The sequence below is a fragment of the Candidatus Allofournierella excrementavium genome (assembly GCF_048526665.1).
In the GTDB taxonomy this organism is placed as follows: domain Bacteria; phylum Bacillota; class Clostridia; order Oscillospirales; family Ruminococcaceae; genus Allofournierella_A; species Allofournierella_A excrementavium.
Window position 1 is genome coordinate 16,257 of sequence record NZ_DBGFPE010000012.1, and the last position, 19,366, is coordinate 35,622.

Consider the following 19,366-nt stretch of genomic DNA (forward strand, 5'->3'; position numbering starts at 1 on the left):
CTGTACCGTTCCTTTCGTCACAGTTGTTTTTTGTAAAAAATATTGCCGGGTCTGCCGTCCGCCCGCAGCTGGCTGCGGGGGCGGCGTACCTTTGCCAGCACGCCGTCCACGCCCCCGAAGGAGCAGGGTACGTCGTCGGTGCGGCCTGCCATCACATCGCCGCACACCTCCAGCACACCGTCCATAATATCCGCCGGAAGGCTGCCGCTGCCGTGGGCTTCCAGCACGACGTCGAACCGGCCCGCCAGCCGCTCTTTCAGCCGCAGGAGGTTCTGCCGGTAAACGGGGATGGGCAGGCACTCCTCCCCCGCCAGAAAGGTGAAGTTGCTGCAGGCGTCCCCCACGACGAGGGTGCGCAGCTCCCGCAGAAGCACCACCACAGTGCCGGGGGTGTGGCCCGGGCACCCGAACACATCCAGATGCACGCCGCCCAGATCGAAGCACGCCCCGTCCGAAAGGGGCAGAAAGCGCGCCGGGTCCGCGGCGGGCACCATGGGCGGCAGCTCCTCCAGGCGCGGCTGCGCGCCCCGCAGGATGGCGCGGCGGTACTCCGCCGGGGCGTGGGCATGGAACACGGGGATGTCCCGCCGGTCCATCCACACCTCGTCGAACTCCCCCGCGCCCATGGCGTGGTCGATATGGCCATGGGTGAGCAGCACCACAAGGGGCAGGCCGGTAAGCGAGCGCACTGCTTGGCGCAGGCTGCCGAACCCGCAGCCGCTGTCGATAAGGGCGGCCCGCTCGTCGCCCTTTATCAGATAGACGAACTCATGCATCAGCCCGCCGATGCGCACCACCCGGGGCGAGAGCTGCCATATTCTGAAAGGTTCCACAAGCATCCGCCTTTCTTTGTGCCGGACAACCGGAAATCGGGAAGCAGAACGTGCTGCTTCCCGATTTTTGTCCATGCACGGCAATCTTCTTTGTTATGGAGGAAGAAGAGAGACTTATTTCTTTTTCAGGATGGTCTTTTCCATCGCGAACTTGGTGATGACGCTCAGCACCATGGTGATGACCACGGTGGGCACGAACACGCTCCAGAAGGAGTAGGTGGTCGCCTCGGTGTTCTTGCCCATGACGCGCAGCACCAGGATGGCCACCGGGTAGTGCAGCATGTAAACATAGAGGGAGATGCCGCCCAGGTAGGCAAACAGCTTGCTGGTGACGTTGTTGTTCAGCGCGGCGGTGAGGCCGTCCTTGTTCAGCAGGGACAGGGTGATGACCACGATGCACAGCAGGGCAACGGTCCAGCGGTCCAGCATGAAGTAGGTGGGCTGATAGACGGTGTACCACAGCAGCAGCACGCTGCACACGATGTTCAGCAGGGTCAGCGCGGCCTTGGCAGCGCCGGAGAAGGTGACTTCGGAGGCCTTCTTTACCAGGTAGTATACCATGCAGCCGCCCATCATGCCAAGCATGACGTAGAGCAGGCCGTTGTTGAAGCCCAGCATGGCGGTGGTGTCGCCGGCGCTGCCGCCCATGCCGTTGGTGGAGGCAGTCTGCAGGCCCAGGGTGGACCAGGCGGTCTGGGCAGCGCGGGTGCCGCTGAAGCACCACCAGCCGCCCAGGAAGACGAAGGTCAGGGGGGCGACGAAGCCGCAGAACACGTCCTCGTTCTTGCACAGGGCCCAGTACATGAAGTAGCCCACGATGATCATGGCGGAGATGAACCACAGGGTGCCGTTCAGGTTAAAGAACTGGTTGCCGGTGGAGCGGAAGCCCGCGGCGTGGAAGCCCAGGAACTCCCAGACGCTGTTCACCACCATGGCCAGCACCTGCTGCACGGTGTAGTCCTGATAGAAGAAGCCGGTGCTGATGATGACGCCCAGGGCGTAGCCCAGGATGAGCACGGGCAGCAGAGACTTGATGCGGGCCCAGGTGTAGTCCCAGGCGCGGGAGGAAGCGCTGCGGGCCATATAGACGCCGTCAGACTTGCGCTTGTTGAAGTGAGCCACCATGAAGTAGCCCGCGGTGACGGTGAAGATCAGCAGCACTTCGCTGGAACCGAAGAACCAGTTGCTGCTCTCCATCCAGTAGCCCAGGCTGCCGTCGCAGCTCATGGCGATGATCCAGCCGGTGTGGAAGCCCACGATGGCAAAGGCGATCAGAAAACGCCACAGTTCAATGGCCACATTCCTTTTTTTCGTTGCGGTTTGCATGATTACACCTCAATTACCTTTTTATATGTTTTGCTGTACGGAAAGAAATTGCCGTCCAGGTCCGCCAAATCATTGGATGGTGCCCAGCACCGAAGTGAGAATGGAGTAGTACTTGTTTTCGATGGTGTCGGTGCGGCTGGTCATCACCACCGGGCTGCGCAGGCCGTTCAGGGTGCCGGCGCTCTTCATATGGGCGAAGAACACAAGGCCCTTGGTGAAGATGTTGCCGCTCCACATGTCCGGCACGATGAGGATGTCCGCCCTGCCGGCGATGGGGCTGTCGATGCCCTTGTGCTTTGCGGCCTCCACGCTGACGGCGTTGTCCAGCGCAAAGGGACCGTCGATCTGGTATTTATCCTTCAGGCGGGCGGTCACCTCGGCGGCGTCCACCGTGCCCTGAATTTTCGGGTTCACCACTTCCAGCGCCGAGAGCATGGCGATCCTGGGCTCTTCGATGCCCAGGGACCCGGCCACCTTCACGGCGTTCTCCACGATCTTGCACTTCTGGTCCACATTGGGCTCGATGTTCACGGCGCAGTCGCTGATGATGAGCATCTTGCCGGTCTCCTCCACCTCGAACACCGAGGCCTGGCTCAGCAGCTCGCCCGGCTCCAGAAGGCCGGTCTGCTTGTCCAGGATGCCCCGCATGAAGGTGGCGGTGTGCATCAGGCCCTTCATGGGGATGTCCGCCGTGCCCTCGCGCACCATGGCCACCGCCTTGTCGATGGCGGCCCGCTCGTCGGCCTCGTCGATGATCTCGAAGGCGGCGGGGTCCTTGCCGAACTGCCGCAGCAGCGCCTCGATCTCATCCTGCTTGCCGATGAGCACCGCGTCGGCCACGCCCTTGTCCACGGCCATCAGCACCGCTTCCAGGGTGACGTCGTCGTGGGCGCAGGCCACGGCGATCTTCTTGCGGCTGGCGTGGCCCTTCACAAAGGCTTCCATCTGTTCAAACGAAGTGATCTTCACAGTTCAAAAACCTCCTCTTTGCCGATCAGCGCGTAATAGGTCTGCTGGCCCAGCGAGAGCATCTCCCGCTCGCCGGGATACACATACACGGGCGCGATGAAGCCCACCCGCTTTTTCAGCTGGTCCACGATGTAATCGTTGTGCACGATGCCGCCGGTGAGCAGCACCGCGTCCACCTTGCCGTCCAGCACGGTGGCCATGGCGCCGATGGACTTGGCGGTCTGATACACCATGGCGTCGATGACTTCCGTGCACTTTTTATCGCCCGCAAGGCCCTTGTTGTAGACCGAGAGCACGTCGTTGTCGTTCACATAGGCCATCATGCCGCCCAGGCCGTTGAGCTTGCGGTGCATCTGCTCGCGGGTGTACTCGCCGGAGTAGCAGGCGTCCACCAGAGCGCCCACCGGCAGCGCGCCGGTGCGGTTGGTGGAGAAGGCGCCGTCGCCCTCCAGGCCGTTGTCGCCATCGATGAGCTTGCCGTTCTTGTGGGCCGCCACCGAGGTGCCGCCGCCCAGATGGGCCACCACCAGGCTGACCTTGCCGTAGTCCAGGCCGTGGTCCTTGCAGAAGGCCCGGCCGCAGGCCTTGTGGTTCAGCACATGGAACCGGCTCTGGCGGGGCATCTCCGGCAGGCCGGAGTAGCGGGCCAGCGGCTCGAACTCGTCGGTGCAGGGGCTGTCCACGATGTAGGCGCTGTGCTCATCCTTCGCCAGGTCGTAGGCGATGCGCATGCCCAGGTCGGACACGTGATTGCCGTACTTCATGCTGCGGGATTCCTCCAGCATCTTCCGGTTGATGCGCCACACGCCGCCGTGGATGGGTTCGGTGTGGCCGCCCCGGCTGACGAAGGCGTCCAGTTTTGCGATGTCCACGCCTTTGCTTTCAAAAAATTCCACGATGCGCTTTTTGCGGTAATCGTACTGGTCCCAGTTGGTGGCGAACTGTTTGATCTCCTCCGCCGGGTGGGAAATGGAATCGGAAAAAACGCACACGTCGTCCTCAAAATAGGCAACCTTGGTGGACGTGGAACCAAGATTGATGACCCCGAGCTTCTTCACGGTGTCCCCTCCTGTTTCATTTTGCGAAACTCATGTTTCACTATCCGAACTTATTATAGCACTCGACCCGCAAAATTCAACAGTTTTTTTCAAAAATAAGGAATTTGTTAATCTTTGCACAATTTCGCGGTTTTCCGTTTGTGCAATCTGTTCACGAATCCGGCGCTTTGGGCTCAAAACGATATTTTCATTGGGAGAAAGTATGTTATAATGAAGTACGACCAAGAAATGTGAAGGTGTGCATATGCAGAAAAACGGCGAGCAGGCGCAGTACCTGCTGCAATCGGTGGACAACGCCCTGTGCGTTCTGAACCTTTTCGACAACACGGACAAGCTCTCGCTGACCGAGATCGCCGCCCAGATGGGCATGGGCAAGACCACCGCCCTGCGGCTGGTGTACACCCTGGAGATGCGGGGCTTTTTGTGCCGCGGCGAGGACAACAAGTATTCTTTGGGCATGCGGCTGTTCACCCTGGGCAACCGGGTGTATGAGCAGAAGGCCTATCTGCCGGTGGTCAAGCCCCTGCTGGACCAGCTGACCGAAACGGTGAACGAGAGCGCCCATCTGGTCACCTGGGAGAACCGCTCCCGGGTCATTTTGCTGTACGAGGCGCTGCCCCACCTCTCGCTGCGGGCAGAGATGGACCGCTCCATCAGCAGCCGCCCCCCTCACCTGACCAGCACGGGGCTTGCGCTGCTCTCCACCTTAAGCGACGAGCAGATCGCCGCCTATGCCGACTCGGCCATTTTTGAAAAGCGCACCGCGTACTCCATCTCCACCCGGGAGCAGCTGGAAGAGGACGTGCGCTTTGTGCGCAGCCACGGCTATGCCATCAACAACCAGCGGTTCGAGCAGGGCATGATCTCCATCGCGGTGCCGGTGCAGCGCACGAAGGGCGCACCCGCCGATTTCGCCATCAGCATCTCCGGGCCCAGCACCCGCATCGCGGACCGGCAGGACACCATCGTGCAGGAACTGTTCAAGACCGCCGGGCGCATCAGCGAGCTGCTGTGAATCTGTTTTTCAAAAAAGGCCGCCGCGCGCTTTGCCAAAAAGCGTGCGGCGGCTTTTCTGCACCGGGTGCAACCATTGGTTGCTCGATTTCCAAGGCGGCTTGGTGGACTTGCGGCGGCCGGGCGGTTATACTTTTACCATAGAAAACAAGAAGGGGGACCATCCCATGAGCCTTGGGGAGAACATCGCCCGGCTGCGGGCGCGGAAAAACTGGTCGCAGGAGGAACTGGCCCGGGCGCTGGACGTATCCCGCCAGTCAGTCTCCAAGTGGGAGACCGACGCCTCGGTGCCGGACCTGGACAAGCTGGTGAAGCTGGGCGAGGTGTTCGGCGTTTCACTGGACGAACTGGTGCAGGGGCGGGCCGCCGGCGGCGCTGCGCCCTGCCCTGCCCCGCTGCCCGCCGCGCCCGCTCCCGCACCGGCACAGAAAGCGGGCGTGAGCACCGGGCAGAAGATCGTGGCGCTGGTGCTGCTTTTGTTCGGGCTGATGGTGCTGTTTGTTTTTCTGCTGTTGGGCGGCGGCATGTTCAGCTTTTTGTTCGCCGCGCCCTTCTGGCTGTGCGCGGGCGTCTGCGCGGTGTGCCGCAAAAACGCGGGGCTCTGGTGCGGCTGGGCGGTGTATTTCTGCGCCGCGCTTTATATGCGGCTGGCCACCGGCATCTCCTGGAGCCTTGTTCTGCTGACCCGCATCTACGAACCCAGCTGGAACTACGCCCGCCTCGCCGCGGCCTGGGTGGAGCTGGCGGTCATCCTTGTGCTGCTGGCCGTCACGGTGCTGCGCTTTCGCCGCCTGCCGCTGGCCACGGGGCGGGACGCCCTTATCGCGCTGGGCGCCGGGTGGCTGGGCTTTTGGCTGGTGCGGGCCGTGGGCGAGTATATCTTTGACACCTTTTTCCGATTCAACGCGGTCGTTGGCCCTCTGGGGCTTTTATACAACCTGTTCGACTTTGCCCAGCTGGCGGCGCTGGCGGCATTGCTCTGCTTCTCCGCGCGGTACATCCACAGCCTGCGGCACAAATAACGCTTTGGACAAAAAAACCGCCGGGTCTCTCCTTTCGGGAGGGGCCCGGCGGCTCTTTTTTTGATGTTTTCAGGCACAGCGCCCGGCAGGATGCCCGGTGCAGACCACTTCGCCCTTGGCGGCGGGGTCGTCCCGGATGACTTCGCCCACGGCAGGGGCCTCGATGCGGCCCGCCTTGGGGTTCTTGACGCTGTCGATGGGGGTGGTGACGGTGGCCTGCACCTCGCTCTTTTCAAAGGCAAGGTCGGTGTGCTCCATGCGGCAGTTCACCAGCTTCAGGCCCTTGCAGTAGCACAAAGGCTGGGTGCCCCGGATAACGCAGTTTTCAAAGGTGAGGTTCCGGCTGTACCAGCCCAGATACTCCCCTTCCACCACGCTGTTTTTCACCACCACGTTGCGGGCGTGCCAGAAGGCGTCCTTGGTGGTCAGGCGGCAGTTTTCCAGCACCGCGTCGCGCACATACTGAAAGGAGTATTTCCCGGTGAAGGTCACATTCCGAAAGCGCAGGCCCGAGGCGCGCATCATGAAATACTCGCTCTCGGCGGTACAGTCCTCCATGGTCACCTTTTTGGAGGACCAGCCGAACTCCGGCGAGCGGATGTCGCACCCTTTCAATTCCACGTCGGCGCACTCCCGCAGGGCCTTGATGCCGTGGAGGCGGGTGTCCTCCAGGCGGATGCGCCGGGAATACCACAGGGCGGCCCGGCAGTTCTCGGTGAGCTCGCACCCCTTCACTTCAAGGCCCCGGTCGTGCCAGAAGGGATAGCGCAGGTTCAAAAAGCAGTTTTCGGCGGCGATGTTGGCGCACTCCTTGAAGGCGCTTTCGCCGTCGGCGGGGCCGTCAAAGCGGCAGTTCACCGTTTTCACATTGCGCACACCGTAGAGCGCGCGCTCCTGGTCAAAAGTCTGATTCTCAATGATCTTCATGCCTGTCTCTCCGTTTTCACTGAACGCGGCGTTTCCCGGCCGCCCTTTTCTTCACCCTCAGTATACGCCCCGCGCCCGAAAAGCACAAATGCTTATATTTTATGGTCTGTCATAGCTTTGGGGCATAGGACGGGCAGGCTATGCTCAAAAGGCAAAAACGGCGGAGCGCGCATTTTGCCGCGCGCCCCGCCGAAGGGAGGATATGGTTTCGGGTCACTCCACCGTGACGCTCTTGGCCAGGTTGCGGGGTTTATCCACGTCCAGGCCCTTGCCCACCGCCACATAGTAGCTCAGCAGCTGCAGGGGCACCACCGCCAGCGAAGCGGCGAACAGCGGGTCGGTGCGAGGCACGTAGACCGCGAAGTCCACCGTGTCCTCAATGCCGTAGTTGCCGCTGCAGGTCAGGCCCATCAGATAAGCGCCCCGGCTTTTGCACTCCACCAGGTTGCTCACCGTCTTTTCGTAGAGCTCGGTCTGAGTGGCAAGGCCCACCACCAGCGTGCCCTCCTCGATGAGGCTGATGGTGCCGTGCTTGAGCTCACCCGCAGCATAGGCCTCGGAGTGGATGTAGCTTATCTCCTTGAGCTTGAGGCTGCCCTCCAGGCTGATGGCGTAGTCGATGCCCCGGCCGATGAAGAAGCAGTCGTGCATGGCCACCTGCTTGGAGGCGAACCACTGCAGACGCTCCTTGTCTTCCAGAATCTTCTCGATCTTGGCGGGCAGGGTCTCCAGCTCCTGCATCAGCTGAGCACAGCGGTCGGCGTCGATACTGCCCTTGGCCAGCGCCATGCGGATGGCCAGCACATACGCCGCCACCAGCTGGGCGCTGTATGCCTTGGTGGTGGCCACGGCGATCTCCGGCCCGGCCAGGGTGTACATCACATTGTCCGCCTCGCGGGCGATGGAGGAGCCCACCACGTTCACGATGCCCAGGGTGCGGGCCCCCAGCCGCTTTGCCTCCCGCAGGGCGGCGAGGCTGTCCGCCGTTTCGCCGGACTGGCTGATGACCACCACCAGTGTGCCCGCCTCCAGCAGGGGCTGGCGGTAGCGGAATTCCGACGCCAGCTCCACCCGCACCGGCACCCGGGCCAGCTGCTCCAGCACATACTGGGCGGTCATTCCCACATGCCAGGCCGAGCCGCAGGCCACCACGCAGACGCTGCTCACAGCCTTGAGGTCCTCGTCGGAGAGGCCGGCGGCGGAGAGGTCCGGCGCGCCGTCGCCCGCAAAGGCGTGGAGGGTGTCCGCCACCGCCTTGGGCTGCTCGTGGATCTCCTTCATCATGAAGTACTCGTAGCCGGATTTTTCGGCGGCCTGGGAGTCCCACTGGATGGTGGTGAGGGGCTTTTCAATGACGTCGCCGTCCAGGTTGTAGAAGGTCACCTTGCCCGGCCCCAGGCAGCCCAGCTCCATGTTGCCGATGTAGTAAACATCCCGGGTGAACTTGAGGATGGCCGGCGCGTCGGAGGCCAGGAAGGTCTCCCCTTTGCCCACGCCGATGATCATGGGGCTGTCTTTCCGGGCGGCCCAGATCTGGCCGGGATAGTCCTTGAACATCACCGCCAGCGCGTAGGAGCCGCGGATGCGCACCATGGCATGGTTGATGGCGTCCACCGGGGTGCCCTCGTATTTCTTGTAGTAATAATCGATGAGCTTCACCGCCACCTCGGTGTCGGTGGTGGAATAAAAGCGGTAGCCCTTTTTGGTCAGCTTGTCTTTCAGCTGCTGGTAGTTCTCGATGATGCCGTTGTGCACCGCCACCACGTTCATGTCGTCGCTGCAGTGGGGGTGGGCATTGATCTCGCTGGGCTCGCCGTGGGTGGCCCAGCGGGTGTGGCCGATGCCGCAGCTGCCCGGCAGAGCCAGACCCCCGTTTATCTTTTCCGAAAGGACCTTCAGCCGGCCCTTGGCCTTCACCAGCTGCACCGGGGCGTCGCCGTCCCGGGTGGCGACCCCCGCCGAGTCATAGCCCCGGTACTCCAGTTTGGAAAGCCCCTCCAAAAGAAGGGGCGCGGCCTGCTTTGCGCCCGTGTATCCCACGATCCCGCACATTGGTCATCGCCTCCTGTTATACTCCGTTTCCCACGAAAACCGCCTTTCCCAACGCGGTTTTTCGCCTCTTTTCCATTTCATGCAGTGTGGGCCATTCCCGTGAGGAAAAGCCTTTTGTGCAAAAAGCACGGATATAAGTATAACAGATTTCTGTTCAATTGCAATCCCGCTTTTGGCTCGGGGCGCGCCCCACGGCCCGCAAAGCGCCTGACAGCGCCGCTGCGCGGGGAAGAATTTTATTTTTCCTGGGGGCCCTGGAGCAGTTTTTTGTAGGTGAGGTCCATGCCCAAAGCGCCCAGCGGCGCGGTGAGCAGGATGGCCACCACCGCCACCGACAGCACCAGCTGCCCGCAGGCAAGGCCCGCCGCCAGCGGTACCGAGCCGATGGCCGCCTGCACGGTGGCCTTGGGCAAATAGGCGATGACGCAGAACAGCCGCTCTTTGCGGGTGAGGGCGGTGCCCGCAAGGCAGAGGGGGACGCCTACCGCCCGGAACACCAGCGCCAGGGCGATCATGGCCACCACCCCGAGGCCCGCGCCCAGGGTGTAGCGCACGTCCACCGCCGCGCCCACCAGCACGAAGAGGATGACCTCCGCCGCCAGCCACAGCTTGCCGAACTTTTGACTCAGGCGCATGGAAACGCCCGGCGCGCAGCGCAGCTTGAGCACGCAGGCCATGCTGACCACCGCCAGCAGGCCGGAGAGGGGCAGCGTGCCCTCCAGCCAGTCCTCGGCGGCCATCAGCAGGAAGGACATGCCCAGCACCACGATCACCTTCATGCTGTTGCGCACCATGTGGGCGTGGGCATAGGCGGTCTCAAAGAAAGCGCTGAGGGCCCAGCCCACCGCCGCGCCCAGGGCCACGCCGCTGACGATGGACACCGGGATGGAGGCAAAGGCCGCCAAATCCGCCCCCTGGCCCTGGGCCATGCCCAGAAAGGTGGAAAAGAGCACGATGACAAAGATGTCGTCGCAGGAGGCCCCGGCCATCACCATCTGGGGGATGCCCTGCTTTGTGCCCCAGCCCTCTTCCATCAGGCGCACCATGCGGGGCACCACCACGGCGGGCGACACCGCCGCCATCACCGCGCCCATCACCGCCGCCTCGGTGCGGGTGAGGCCCAGCAGCACCGGGGCCAGCAGCACATAGCCAACGATCTCGAAGCTGGCGGGCACAAAGCTCATCAGCACCGCCGGGCGGCCCACCTTTTTCAGGTCCGCCAGATTCAGCGAAAGGCCCGCCTTGAGCAGGATGATGATGAGGGCCATCTGCCGCAGGTCGGCGCTGATGGAGAGGATGGAATCATCCAGCACATTCAGCACCGAGGGCCCCAGCACAACGCCCACCGCCAGCATGCCGATGATGCGGGGCAGGTGCAGCTGCTGGCAGAGGGCCGCCGCCGCGAGGCCCGCCAGAAACACGAACGCAAGACTTGTTAACATCACAGTTCCTCCTTTGGGACGCAAAAAAAGCCGACAGCTTCCGCGACCCTTTCGATCACAGAAGTCATCAGCTTTTGAAAAAGCGGTTTAGGTTTCCCAAGGGAGAACTTCATTCCCTGCCGTGCATTATACCCCATGGCGGGCGGTTTGTAAAGGCCTTTTTTCCGGCGGCAAATGCCACAAAAAAGCCCCGCGCCGCTTATGCAAAGGGGAGAAACCGCCCTTTGCCCATTGTGCGATGCCGCCGCGGGGTGTAAGATAGCCTTGTCGGAAACCCGTTTTTGATTTTGGGTTTCCTCAAGAGGAGGCCATTATGGACGACCCACGGAAACGGTGCATCCAGGAGACCATCGCCCTGTGCAGCAGCCAGGGGCTGGATTTCACCATGAGCGAACTGGCGGCGCGGCTGGGCATGAGCAAAAAGACGCTGTATGTTCTGTTTGAAAGCAAGGAAGCGCTGCTGCTGGCAACGGTGGACTCCATGTTCGACGAGGTGAAGGTGAGCGAGGCGCAAATTCTGGCCCGGCAGGACCTGAGCCCTGCGGAAAAGATACGCCGGCTGGTGGTGGTGCTGCCCGATTCCTACCAGACGCTGGACTGGACCCGCCTGCAGGGCGTGGAGGAAAAGTACCCCGTGGTGTATCGCCGCATCCGCCAGCGGCTGGAGACCGGCTGGGAGCCCACGCTGGATCTTTTGCGCCAGGGCGTGGAGCAGGGGGTGCTGCGCCCCTTTGAGCCGGGACTGTTCCGCGCGGTGGTGGAGGGCGCCATCGAGCACTTTCTTTCCAGCGACGCGCTGGAACGGGAGGGCCTTGGCTATGTGCAGGCCATGGACGGCATGATGGACCTTTTGATGGAAGGAATTCTGACCCGACGGGAGGAAAAAGCATGAAACGCATCCCTTGGAACAACGACTGGTATTTCACGCCCCATTATGAACCTGCGCTGACCGCGCTGAACGCCCCGCAGGAAAACCTTGAAGCGGTGCGCCTGCCCCACACGGTGGCGATGCTGCCCTTCAACGAGTTCAGCGAGCAGGCCTATCAGATGGTGAGCGGCTATCTGCGCTTTTTCACCCCGCCGGAAAGCTGGCGGGGCAAACGGGTGCGGGTGACCTTTGAGGGCGCGGCCCACTTTGCCAGGGTGTATCTCAACGGGGCGCTGCTGGCGCAGCACGGCTGCGGCTACACCGCTTTCACCGTGGACCTGACCGACCGGCTGCGCTGGGGCGAAACCAACAATCTGACGGTGGAGCTGGACAGCCGGGAAACGCTGGACGTGCCCCCCTTCGGCAACGTCATTGACTATCTGACCTACGGCGGGCTCTACCGGGAGGTCTTTCTGGAGGTAGGCGGCCCCGCCTTCATCAATGACCTCTGCGTGCGGGCGGACATGGACGGCACCGTGCGCTGCCTGCCCGCCTGCGAAAACGCCGCCGGGCTCACCCTGCGCCTTGCGGTGCGCAGCGAAAGCGGCGGGGAACTGGCCCGCTGGGAGGGCGATGCCGAAGCGGAGGAAGCGCTCCTGAAAGTGGAGCAGCCCGCTTTGTGGGACTGCGACCACCCGAACCTTTACCATCTGAAGGCCGCGTTGCTGCAGCAGGGCGAGCCGGTGGATGAGCGGACGGTGCGCTTCGGCTTCCGCCGGGTGGAATTTCGGGCGGACGGCTTTTATCTCAACGGCAGGCGGGTGCGGCTGCGAGGGCTGGACCGGCACCAGAGCTGGCCCTACATGGGCTATGCCGTGCCCGCCCGGGCCCAGCGGCTGGACGCGGACATCCTCAAGTATGAGCTGGGCTGCAACGCGGTGCGCACCAGCCACTATCCCCAGAGCCACCACTTCATCGACCGGTGCGACGAAATAGGCCTGCTGGTGTTCACCGAAATTCCCGGCTGGCAGCACATCGGCGGCGGCGCATGGAAGGCCCAGGCCCTGGTGAACACCGAGGAGATGGTGCTGCAATGGCGCAACCATCCCTCCATCTTCCTGTGGGGGGTGCGCATCAACGAGAGCGCGGACGACGACGAACTCTACCGCCGCACCAACGAGATCGCCCACCGGCTGGACCCCACCCGCCCCACCGGCGGAGTGCGCAATTTCGCTCACAGCCATCTGTTCGAGGATGTTTACACCTACAACGATTTCTCCCACCACGGCCCCAACAAAGGCTGCGCGCCCCGCGATACCATCACCAAGACGAAGGACAAAGGCTATCTCATCAGCGAGTACAACGGCCACATGTTCCCCACCAAGGCCTGCGACTGGGAGGGCAAGCGGCTGGAGCACGCTTTGCGCCACGCCCGGGTGGTGAGCGACGCCGCCAAGAGCGAAGGCATCGCCGGCACCTTCGGCTGGTGCATGTTCGACTACAACACCCACCGGGACTTCGGCAGCGGCGACCGCATCTGCTACCACGGGGTGATGGACATGTTCCGCAACCCCAAACTCGCCGCGGCTCTCTACGCCAGCCAGCAGGAGCGTACTCCGGTGCTGGAAGTGAGCAGCAGCATGGACATCGGCGAGCACCCCGCCGGGGCAGTGGGCACGGTGGCGGTGTTCACCAACGCCGACCGGGTGGACGTGTACCGCAACGACCTGCCGGCGGGCAGCTTTTCTCCCGCGGCGGAGTACGGCGGCCTCGCCCATCCGCCGGTGCTCATCGACGGCACGGTGAGCGCCCTTTTGCAGAGCCAGGAGGGCATGAGTCGCCGCACCGCCGACATGGTGCGGGATGTGCTGCTGACAGTGGCCAGCTGCGGCTCCGACCTGCCCCTTTCTGTGCTGGCCAAAGCGGCGTACCTGATGGTGTTCAAGGGCTTCACCCGGGAAGAGGGCGTCCGCCTTTATAACAATTATGTGGCCGGCTGGGGCGGCCAGGTGGTGCGCTGGCGCTTCGACGCCGTGAAGGACGGCAAAGTGGCGGCCAGTGTGGTGCGCTGCCCCGGCGAAACGCTGGCGCTGGAAGTGAAGGTGGACACCGACACGCTTGCCGACGGCCCCTGCTGGGACATGGCCACCGTGCGCATCCGGGCGGTGGACGAGTTCGGCGCGGTGCGCACTTACTGCAGCCGCAGCCTGACCCTGCGGGCCGAGGGCGCGGTGGAGCTGGTGGGCCCGGCGGCGGTGCCCCTTTGCGGCGGCATGGCCGGGTGCTATCTGCGCACCAAGGGCGAGGCCGGCGAAGGCAGACTGACCGTTGAAATGGAAGGCGCAGAGCCTGTGACCCTCACCTTCCGCGTGACGAAACAGGAGGAGGAACAGAAATGAAAGGAACGTCAAAACAGGCGCTGGGCTATGGCGTCGGCGCGGTGGGCAAGGACATGGTCTACGCCCTGGTCTCCGGCTTCATTCTCTATTATTACAACGACATCTTGGGCATCAGCGGCACCTTCACCGGCGTGATGATGATGGCCGCCCGGGTATTCGACGCCTTCAACGACCCGCTGATGGGCGTGGTGGTGGAAAAGACCAACACCCCCTTCGGCAAGTTCCGGCCCTGGATCGTCACCGGCACGCTGACCAACGCCCTCATCCTTTACGGCATGTTCGCCATGCCCGCCTCGGTCACCGGCACCGCCATGCTGGTGTACGCCTCCGTGGCCTATGTGCTGTGGGGCGTGACCTACACCCTGATGGACATCCCCTTCTGGAGCATGATCCCCGCCATCACCTCCTCCGGCAAGGAGCGGGAGAACCTGTCGGTCATCGGACGCACCTGCGCCGCCGTGGGCTACGCGGTGCCCACCGTCCTCACCATGCTGCTGGTGGTGCGGCTGGGCTCCGGCGAGCGGGAGGGCTTTGCCATCTTTGCCGCCGCCGTGGCCGTGGTGTTCGTTGCGGCCGAGCTGGTGTGCGTAGCGCTGGTGCGGGAAAAGCCCGCCGAGCGCCAGAAGACCGCCACCGTGAAGGAGATGTTCTCCGCCCTCATCCACAACGACCAGGCCATGGTGGTGGTCGTGGGCATCGTGGTGTTCAACGCCTCCCTCTACCTCACCACACAGCTGGCGGTCTACTTCTTCAAATACGACATCGGCAACAGCGACCTGTTCAGCCTGTTCGGCACTGTGGGCGGCGTGGGCCAGATCTTGAGCATGGTCAGCCTGCCTTTGCTGCGCCGGCGCTGGGGCGGCAAGCAGATTTTGGCCGGGGCTCTGGGCGTTACCATCGCCGGCTATCTGGCGCTCTTCGCTTTGAGCATGGCGGGGGTGCGGGCCGTGGCCCCGCTGGCCGCCACCGCCTTTGTCATCTACATCGGCTTCGGCCTTGCCACCGTGCTCACCACCGTCTTTCTGGCGGACACGGTGGACTACGGCGAGTACAAGACCGGCAGCCGCAACGAGAGCGTGGTGTTCAGCATGCAGACCTTTGTGGTGAAGCTGGCCAGCGCGGTGAGCGTGCTCATCGCCGGCATCGGCATTGACCTCATCGGTCTGGACGACACCGCCGCCGTGCAGTCGGAGAGCACCCTGCTGGGCCTGCGCCTGCTGATGGTGGGACTGCCGGTGCTGGGCCTTGTGTTCTCCATCCTCTACTTCATGAAGAAATACCGCCTCACCGAGGCCGAGACCGCACGCATCAGCGAGGCACTGCGCCAGAGAGAAGGGAGCAAGGGATGATTTTTGAGAAAAGCGGGGTCTTCTGCATAGAGACCGAAGGCACCGGCATGTACATCGCGCCCCGGGGCCCGCTGGCCGAGCAGCTGCACTACGGCCGCAAAATCGAGCCCTCCGCCGAGGTGCTGCGCCAGCCGCTGGCGGTGGCCTACGGTACCGACGTCATCTACGACAAGGCCTTTGACCCGGCGCTCTCGCTGCTGCACCTGGGGCTGGAAGTCTCCCCCACCGAGAAGGGCGACTTCCGCCGAGGCGCGCTGGCTCTGACGCTGGCAAACGGCAGCCCGGTGTGCGACCTGCGCTTTTCGGGCGGCGAGGTGCTGCCCGCGCCGCCCGAGGTCCCCGGCCTGCCCGCCGCCCGTGATGCGGGGCAGTGCCTTGTGCTGCGCTTTGAGAGCGGTGAGGGCATGGCGGCGGAACTTTTCTACATTCCCCTCGATGACTGCGACGTCATCGTGCGCCAGACGCGGCTGACCAACCGCACCGGCGGGCCGGTGACCCTGCGCCGGGCCATGAGCTATCAGCTGGACCTGCCCCGGCAGGACCTTGCGCTCACCACTCTCACCGGGGCCTGGGCCCGGGAGTTCGAGCCCTGCACCGCCCCGGTGCGGCGGGGGCTGACCCAGTTCGGCAGCGTGTCCGGCACCTCCGGCCACTACTGCAACCCCTTCTTCGCCCTCAGCGCCCCTGACGCAAACGAGCACACGGGGGAAATCTACGGTTTCAACCTGCTCTATTCCGGCAGCCACGCCGCCAGCGTGGAGGCGGACAGCTACGGCTTCACCCGGGTGATGGCGGGCATCCAGCCGGAGGGCTTTTCCTGGACATTGGAGGACGGCGAAAGCTTCGTCACGCCTCAGGCGGCGCTCACCTTCAGCGCCGGGGGGCGCAACGGCCTGCGGCACAACATGCACCGCTTTGTGCGCCGCCACATCCTGCCGCCTCGCTGGAAGGACGCGCCCCGGCCGGTGCTGGTGAACAACTGGGAGGCAACCTATTTTGACTTCACGCCCCGCAAGCTGCGGGCGCTGGCGGCAAAGGCCGCCGGGCTCGGGGCGGAGCTGTTCGTGCTGGACGACGGCTGGTTCGGCCGCCGCACCGACGACACCAAGGGTCTGGGCGATTTTGACCCCAACCCCAAAAAGCTGCCCCATGGCCTTGAGGGCCTGGCCCGGGACCTTGCGGAAAAGGGCCTTGCCTTCGGCCTTTGGGTGGAGCCGGAGATGGTGAACGAGAACAGCGCACTCTATGAGGCGCACCCGGACTGGGCGGTGGCCGCCCCCGGCGTGGCCCCCAGCCGCAGCCGCAACCAGCTGGTGCTGGACCTCTGCCGCGCCGAGGTGCGGGACTACCTCATCGACCAGCTGAACGCCCTGCTGGACAGCGCGCCCATCCGCTACATCAAGTGGGACATGAACCGCCACCATACCGACCGATTCAGCCCGGCGCTGTGCGAACAGGGCCGCTTTGCCCACGCCTGGACGCTGGGGCTCTATCAGGTGCTGGAGGCGGTGACCTCCGCCCACCCTGACGTGCTGTTCGAGGGCTGCGCCAGCGGCGGCAACCGCTTTGATCCGGGCATGCTTTACTACATGCCCCAGATCTGGCTCAGCGACGACACCGACGCCTGGGAGCGGTGCAAGATGCAGACCTGGGCCAGCCTTGGCTATCCGCCGGGGGTGATGGGCTGCCATGTGAGCGCCGCGCCCAACCACCAGACCCTGCGCTTCACCCCGCTGGACAGCCGCTTTGACGTGGCGGCCTTCGGCCTTCTGGGCTACGAGATGGACCTGACCGCCCTGAACGCCGCCCAGGAGAAGAGCGTGAAGGCGCAAATCGAGTTTTACAAGGCCCACCGGGACCTGTTCCAGCGCGGGCGGTTCTACTGCCTTGCCGCCCCCGAGGCGGAGGGGGGCGGCGCATGGATGGTGGTGTCGGAGGACCGGCGCGAGGCGGCGGTGCTGGAGATGACCGGCCTTGTGCGCCCCAACGCGCCGATGCCCGTTCTGCGGCTGGCGGGGCTGGACGAAGCGCTCATCTATCAGGTGAGCGTGCGGCCCCAGAGCGTGGAGCTGGACTCCTTCCGCACCCTTCTGGGCCATGTGCTGCCGGTGAAGCCCAAAGCCGACGGGGTGCTGGTGCATCTGGCGGGGCAGGTGTATCAGCTGCCCTGCGAAACGGTGGACTTTGCCGCCGCGGGCAGCCTTCTGATGCACGCGGGGCTGCGCCTGCCCCAGCGTTTTTGCGGCACCGGCTACACCGAGGGCGTGCGCCCCATGCCGGATTTTTCCGCCCGCATCTGGATGCTGGAGGCGCGGGAGGTTGCCGCCTCCGCGCCGGATATGATATAGTGAGGTCAGAAAGACCGCCTGCAAAGGAGGGCGCACCATGACCCCGAACGATTTGAAAGAGAGCGGACTGCGGCTTTTGGAAAAAAGCCGCAAGGGCCTTGTGCACGCGCTGTTCAGCCGGCTGGGCCTGTTCCTGGTCCTGCTGGTGATGGAAGTGCTGCTTTTGCTCAGCGCCTTCCGCTGGTTTGCCCGGCTGCTGCCCCACTTCATCGGCGGCGCGGCGCTGTTCTCGGCGGTGATGGTGCTGTATCTTCTCAACACCCGCATGGACGCCACCGCCAAGATCACCTGGCTGGTCATCATCATGGCCGCGCCCGGCGCAGGGGCGCTTTTGTTCTGGCTGGTGCGCAGCGACCTGGGTCACCGGGCGGAAAAGGCCCGGGTGGCCGAGCTGATAGACCTCACCCGCGGCACCCTGCCCCCGCAGCCCGAAGCCCTTGCCGCCCTGGAAAAAGAGAACCCCGGCGCAGCGGCGCTGGCCCGGTACGTTGACGGGAACGGCTGCCACCCGGTGTATCAGAACATCGAGGTGACCTATTTTGCTCTGGGCGAGGAAAAGTGGGAGCGGCTGCTGGCCGAACTGGAACAGGCCGAAAAATTCATTTTTCTGGAATACTTCATCATCGACGAGGGCGTGATGTGGGGCCGCGTTCTGGAAATCCTGGCCCGCAAGGCAAAAGCGGGCGTGGACGTGCGGGTGATGTACGACGGCACCTGCGAGTTTTCCACTCTGCCCCATGACTATCCCCGGCGGCTGGCGAAACTGGGCATAAAATGCAAGGCTTTCGCGCCGGTGGTGCCGCTGGTGTCCACCCATTACAACTACCGGGACCACCGCAAGATTTTGGTCATCGACGGCCACACCGCCTTCAACGGCGGGGTGAATCTGGCGGACGAATACATCAACCGCATCGAAAAGTACGGTCACTGGAAGGACACCGCCGTGATGCTCAAGGGCGAGGCGGCGCGCAGCTTCACGCTGATGTTTTTGCAGATGTGGAACGTGACCGAACAGCCGCCCAAGTTCGGGGAGTTCTGTGCCGCGCCGGTGCCGCCGGTGAGCGCGCCGGGCTTTGTGATGCCCTTCGGCGACTGCCCGCTGGATGAGGACAAGGTGGGCGAGCAGGTCTACATGGACATCCTCAACCGGGCCACCAAATACGTGCACATCATGTCCCCTTATCTGATTTTGGACGGCGAGCTTCAGAACGCGCTGGAATTCGCCGCCCGCCGGGGCGTGGACGTGCGGCTCATCCTGCCCGGCGTGCCGGACAAGACCGGCCCCTACGCGCTGGCCAAGACTCACTACGCAGCCTTGCTGGACGCGGGAGTGAAGATTTTCGAATACGACCCGGGCTTCGTGCACGCCAAGGTGTTCGTGGCCGACGGGCGGGAGGCGGTGGTGGGCACCATCAACCTGGACTACCGCAGCCTCTACCACCACTTCGAGTGCGCCACCTGGATGTACGGCGTTTCGTGCATCGGGGACATCGAGGCGGACTTTGAGGCCACCCAGGCGAAATGCCGCCGGGTGGAAAAGGGCACCATCTGGCAGAACGCCCGGCGGCTGCGGCTGCTGGGACCGGTGCTGAAGGTGATCGCGCCCCTGATGTAAATAAAAACGCCCGGCGGGCTTTTGACCTGCACTTGTCAAGCAAAAGTAGACACAGAAAAGCAATTTAGAGGAAGCCCCGTTCAGACCTGTACTGAACGGGGCTTTTATAGCCCAAAGCGGCGGCAGGTCGATCATGATTGAAGA

The 19,366-nt window shown here is 63.7% G+C and carries 14 protein-coding genes and 1 riboswitch; of the genes, 7 read left to right on the forward strand and 7 right to left on the reverse strand.

The genetic code is table 11. The annotated features are described in order from the left end of the window. Positions 1-17 precede the first annotated feature (17 nt). The 4 genes from ACMI1Q_RS03480 to buk all read right to left on the reverse strand — a co-directional run bounded on the left by ACMI1Q_RS03480 (position 18) and on the right by buk (position 4,186). The gene (locus tag ACMI1Q_RS03480) at positions 18-833 is read right to left on the reverse strand and encodes an MBL fold metallo-hydrolase (protein ID WP_419502822.1); all 816 of its coding nucleotides are present in this window, start codon (positions 831-833) and stop codon (positions 18-20) included. Between the two features lie 114 nt (positions 834-947). Beyond that, on the reverse strand, positions 948-2,132 hold the full coding sequence (locus ACMI1Q_RS03485) for an acyltransferase family protein (RefSeq protein ID WP_417026146.1): 1,185 nt from the start codon (positions 2,130-2,132) through the stop codon (positions 948-950). A gap of 96 nt (positions 2,133-2,228) precedes the next feature. Continuing rightward, positions 2,229-3,128 (reverse strand): phosphate acyltransferase, encoded by a 900-nt coding sequence (locus tag ACMI1Q_RS03490; RefSeq protein ID WP_419068016.1) that lies wholly within the window; start codon positions 3,126-3,128, stop codon positions 2,229-2,231. After that, entirely contained in the window at positions 3,125-4,186 is a 1,062-nt protein-coding gene (gene buk / locus ACMI1Q_RS03495) for a butyrate kinase (RefSeq protein ID WP_419502823.1), read from the reverse strand. The genes ACMI1Q_RS03490 and buk overlap by 4 nt, the downstream gene beginning before the upstream one ends. Positions 4,187-4,430: 244 nt before the next feature. Here buk and ACMI1Q_RS03500 point away from each other — a divergent pair, with 244 nt between their 5' ends. After that, positions 4,431-5,201: an IclR family transcriptional regulator gene (locus ACMI1Q_RS03500; protein WP_177522419.1), complete on the forward strand. Its 771-nt coding sequence runs from the start codon at positions 4,431-4,433 to the stop codon at positions 5,199-5,201. A 166-nt stretch (positions 5,202-5,367) separates the two neighbouring features. After that, entirely contained in the window at positions 5,368-6,222 is an 855-nt protein-coding gene (locus tag ACMI1Q_RS03505) for a helix-turn-helix domain-containing protein (protein WP_419502824.1), read from the forward strand. A gap of 69 nt (positions 6,223-6,291) precedes the next feature. Here the strand turns inward: ACMI1Q_RS03505 and ACMI1Q_RS03510 are convergent, their stop codons facing one another. The 3 genes from ACMI1Q_RS03510 to ACMI1Q_RS03520 form a co-directional block, all read right to left on the reverse strand. Continuing rightward, entirely contained in the window at positions 6,292-7,149 is an 858-nt protein-coding gene (locus tag ACMI1Q_RS03510) for a DUF3737 family protein (protein ID WP_419068226.1), read from the reverse strand. A gap of 213 nt (positions 7,150-7,362) precedes the next feature. Further along, the gene (glmS, locus tag ACMI1Q_RS03515; protein WP_419502825.1) at positions 7,363-9,201 is read right to left on the reverse strand and encodes a glutamine--fructose-6-phosphate transaminase (isomerizing); all 1,839 of its coding nucleotides are present in this window, start codon (positions 9,199-9,201) and stop codon (positions 7,363-7,365) included. A gap of 236 nt (positions 9,202-9,437) precedes the next feature. Beyond that, positions 9,438-10,643 (reverse strand): cation:proton antiporter, encoded by a 1,206-nt coding sequence (locus ACMI1Q_RS03520; RefSeq protein ID WP_419502826.1) that lies wholly within the window; start codon positions 10,641-10,643, stop codon positions 9,438-9,440. 51 nt (positions 10,644-10,694) lie between these two features. Continuing rightward, positions 10,695-10,769: riboswitch (Fluoride riboswitch) on the reverse strand. A gap of 187 nt (positions 10,770-10,956) precedes the next feature. Between ACMI1Q_RS03520 and ACMI1Q_RS03525 the strand changes: the two genes are divergently transcribed. Genes ACMI1Q_RS03525 through ACMI1Q_RS03545 form a run of 5 tightly spaced genes read left to right on the forward strand, consistent with a single transcriptional unit; the run spans position 10,957 to position 19,222 of the window. Further along, positions 10,957-11,535 carry a TetR/AcrR family transcriptional regulator gene (locus tag ACMI1Q_RS03525; protein WP_419502827.1) on the forward strand — a complete coding sequence of 193 codons (579 nt, stop codon included), beginning with the start codon at positions 10,957-10,959 and terminating at the stop codon, positions 11,533-11,535. Further along, the gene (locus ACMI1Q_RS03530; protein WP_419502828.1) at positions 11,532-13,910 is read left to right on the forward strand and encodes a glycoside hydrolase family 2 TIM barrel-domain containing protein; all 2,379 of its coding nucleotides are present in this window, start codon (positions 11,532-11,534) and stop codon (positions 13,908-13,910) included. Before ACMI1Q_RS03525 ends, ACMI1Q_RS03530 begins: the two co-directional genes overlap by 4 nt. Continuing rightward, a complete protein-coding gene (locus ACMI1Q_RS03535; protein WP_419502829.1) occupies positions 13,907-15,259 on the forward strand; it encodes a glycoside-pentoside-hexuronide (GPH):cation symporter in 1,353 nt (450 codons plus the stop codon). The genes ACMI1Q_RS03530 and ACMI1Q_RS03535 overlap by 4 nt, the downstream gene beginning before the upstream one ends. Continuing rightward, entirely contained in the window at positions 15,256-17,607 is a 2,352-nt protein-coding gene (locus ACMI1Q_RS03540) for an alpha-galactosidase (RefSeq protein WP_419502830.1), read from the forward strand. The genes ACMI1Q_RS03535 and ACMI1Q_RS03540 overlap by 4 nt, the downstream gene beginning before the upstream one ends. Before the next feature lie 37 nt (positions 17,608-17,644). Beyond that, complete coding sequence (locus tag ACMI1Q_RS03545) at positions 17,645-19,222, forward strand: phospholipase D-like domain-containing protein (RefSeq protein WP_419502831.1); 1,578 nt, start codon at positions 17,645-17,647, stop codon at positions 19,220-19,222. Positions 19,223-19,366 lie beyond the last annotated feature (144 nt).